Source organism: Nonomuraea sp. NPDC001684 (assembly GCF_053596515.1).
In genome coordinates this window covers 1-2,962 of the sequence record NZ_JBSFGJ010000724.1, presented here as the reverse complement: position 1 = coordinate 2,962, position 2,962 = coordinate 1, and the positions used below count along the sequence as shown (strand labels likewise).

The 2,962-nt window shown below is 74.8% G+C and carries 5 protein-coding genes; 4 read left to right on the top strand and 1 reads right to left on the bottom strand.

The window, feature by feature from the left end; genetic code table 11:
• The 4 genes from ACWCSD_RS50735 to ACWCSD_RS50720 all read left to right on the top strand — a co-directional run.
• Positions 1-537: sirohydrochlorin chelatase (locus tag ACWCSD_RS50735; protein ID WP_449926738.1), on the top strand; the 537-nt coding region annotated here is incomplete at its 5' end.
• Positions 538-578: 41 nt separating this feature from the next.
• On the top strand, positions 579-1,127 hold the full coding sequence (locus ACWCSD_RS50730; protein ID WP_387664798.1) for a GNAT family N-acetyltransferase: 549 nt from the start codon (positions 579-581) through the stop codon (positions 1,125-1,127).
• A gap of 97 nt (positions 1,128-1,224) precedes the next feature.
• The gene (locus tag ACWCSD_RS50725) at positions 1,225-1,656 is read left to right on the top strand and encodes a hypothetical protein (RefSeq protein ID WP_449926735.1); all 432 of its coding nucleotides are present in this window, start codon (positions 1,225-1,227) and stop codon (positions 1,654-1,656) included.
• A gap of 30 nt (positions 1,657-1,686) precedes the next feature.
• Entirely contained in the window at positions 1,687-2,091 is a 405-nt protein-coding gene (locus tag ACWCSD_RS50720; RefSeq protein WP_387664792.1) for a nitroreductase family deazaflavin-dependent oxidoreductase, read from the top strand.
• Between the two features lie 3 nt (positions 2,092-2,094).
• On the opposite strand, the gene ACWCSD_RS50715 is transcribed toward ACWCSD_RS50720, so the two are convergent.
• On the bottom strand, positions 2,095-2,962 hold an 868-nt coding region (locus tag ACWCSD_RS50715; protein WP_449926730.1), incomplete at its 5' end, for a LysR family transcriptional regulator.

Sequence of the window (2,962 nt, the reverse complement as noted above, 5' to 3'; positions counted from 1 at the left end):
GCCGTCGTGGTGCCCCTGCTCACCTGGGACGACCCGGTCGTCATGGCCGAGATCGGCAAGGCCATCGCGGCCGCCGGCTCCGGCGCGGTCGCCACCGAGGCGCTCGGCCCCCACCCGCTGCTCGCCGAGGCCCTGCACATCAGGCTGGCCGAGCGCGGCCTGGCCAGGGCCGACCGGGTCCGCCTGCTCAACGTCTCCAGCCCCGTCGACGCCGTCATCCTGGGCACGGTGGGCGGCGAGCGCGCGGTGCACGCCGTCCAGGCCACGGCCGTGCTGCTGGCCTCCAGGCTCACGCTGCCCGTCGTCGCCGCCTCGCTGGACAGCGAGCCCGGCGTGGACGTCGCCGCCCAGCGCCTGCGCGCCGCCGGGGCCGAGCGGCTGGCCATCGCGCCCTGCCTGATCGGTCACGAGGCCCCGGCGGAGCTCGTCGAGCGCGCCGCCGCCGCCGTCGAGGCCGGTCACGCCGAGCCGCTCGGGGCGCACAGCGCCGTCGCCGAACTTGTCGCGCGGGCTTACGGCAGTCAGCTGGCGACTTGACACCCTTGTAAAGATCGCGATAGTCGCGTTACCTTCTGCGCATGCGGCGCGTGATGGTCATCGGCGAGCGAATCGGACTTCGTGACCTCACCGACGCCGACGTCGTCCCGCTGCACTCCGTCTACGGCGATCCGGCGGCCACGCAGCACATGCCGTTCGCGCCGCGCAGCGTGCAGGAGGTCGCCGCCCTGGTCGGCCAGGCCATGGAGGCGGCCGCCGCCGAGCCGCGCCGCCTCTACGTGCTGGCCGTCGTGGACGCCGACCGGCGGCACGTGATCGGCGTGGCCCGCCTGAAGATCGACCCCGACCTGCCCCACAGCGCCGAGATCGGCTTCGGCCTCCATCCCGACCAGTGGGGCCGCGGCATCGGCACCGACCTGGTACGCCTGCTGCTGTCGTTCGGCTTCAAGCAGCTCGGGCTGCACCGCGTCTGGGGCGCGAGGTCGCCGGCCAACCTGCCCGCCCAGCTCGCCATGCTGACGGCCGGGATGGTCGAGGAGGGACGGATCCGGCACCACGTGCACACCCCGCACGGCTGGCGCGACTCCATCGTGCACGCGGCGATCCAGGACGAATGGACCGAGCGCTAGCGGCGACGAGCGGCCCGGGCGGTGGACGGTGAGTGGCGCGCCGCGGAATTGTCGGTGGCAGGTCCTACGATGAGCCTCCTCACGGAGGGATAGCCGCATGCCTGACTCGCTGATCGTGCCCCTGTTCGTCACCACCGACCTGCCGCCGCACGCGGACCTGGCCGAGTTCGGTGAGCTGCTGGCCCGCACGGCGCGGGTGCTCGGCCCCGACGGCTCCGCGGCGGTCCTGTCCGGCAAGGTGTTCTGGCTCGACCGGCCGGTGCTGCCGGCCCAGCGGCCCGCCGCCGACGACGAGCTGCGCTTCGCCGGGATGCTCGGTCACCTCGTCACGTCCGGGCCCGGCGTCCGCGAGGTGGTGGCCGGCGTGCGGCGGGCGATCGGCGCGGCGGTGACCGAGCGCTACGGCGACGTGGGCGCGGCGCCCGCCGTGTTCGCGATCCGCGACCGCGACGTGCGCGAGCGCACCCCCGACTCGGCCCTCCCGCTCGACAGCCGGCGGGCCGCCGAGCTGGTCGGCGCGGCACGGTGAGGACACCCCCGCGCGGGGTAGTCCAGAGGCATGCTCTATGGCAAGGAACACGTGCAGCGCTATCAGGCCACCGACGGCGCGGAGGGGCACGACTGGAACAACACCACCGTCCTCCTCCTGACCACCAAGGGGCGTAACTCCGGCAGGCCGTACACCACGCCGCTGATCTACCAGCGGTTCGGCGACGACTTCCTCGTGGTCGCCTCCAAGGGCGGCGACCCCGAAGATCCCCAGTGGTACAAGAACCTGCTGGCCCATCCCGACGTCGAGGTGCAGGTCAAGGGCGACAGGTTCAAGGCGCGCGCCCGCACCGCCTCGGCGGAGGAGAAGCCCGAGATGTGGCGGACGATGACCCGCACCTGGCCCCAGTACGACGAATACCAGGAGAAGACCGACCGCCAGATCCCGGTGGTCGTGCTCGAACGCACCACCTAGGCCTCAGGCCACCACCAGGGCCTCGTCGGCCTCGGGGAGCCAGGAGCCCGGCGGGCGGCGCAGCCAGTGGCGGGCCCGTCCCAGCTCGGCGACGGCGGCCAGGAGCGCGGCGAGGCCCGGGTGCCGCAGGCCCTTGAGATGCACCAGGTTCTGCAGGCCGAGCGGCACGGGCTCGGCCAGCGGCCGGTTCACCGCGCCCGGGATCCCGCCGATCCCCACGCCGGCCAGCACGGGCTCGCGATGCCGGCGCAGGTAGTGCCCCATCTCCGCGGCCCCCTCGGGCGCGGCGTGCGGCCGGGCCAGCCGCAGCCCGAACGCCTCGGCCAGCCGCTCCCCCAGGTCGCTCCACTCCCGCGTGCCGGCGTTCCCGGCCATGACGTCCAGCGGGAAGGCGGCCAGCGCGGCGAGCGGCACGGCGTCCAGTTCCGCGAGCGGGTGGTCGGCCGGCAGGAGCACGGCCAGGGGCTGCAGGCGCACCGGGACCTGGGCCAGCCGGGCGCGCACGTCCGCGGGCAGCCCGGCGAAGCGCCCGAACGACACGTCGAGCCGTCCGTCCAGCATCGCGGCCGCGCCCGCGGTCAGGCCGCCGTGGAACCGGGCCAGCATCTCGGTCCCGGGAGCCAGTTCCCGGGCTCTGACCAGCGGCTCGGGCAGGTCGGGGCCCTGCATGGTGACGTCCACGAGCAGCGGGCGATCGGCGCCGAGCACGTCGGCGACGACCTCGTCGTGCAGCGCCAGCAGCCGCCGCGCCCCGGGCAGCAGCCGGGCGCCGGCGGGGGTCAGCTCCACCCGGCGGGTGGACCGGACGAACAGCGGCGTCCCGAGCCGGGTCTCCAGCGTGCGCACGTTCCGGCTGAGCGCCTGCTGGGCC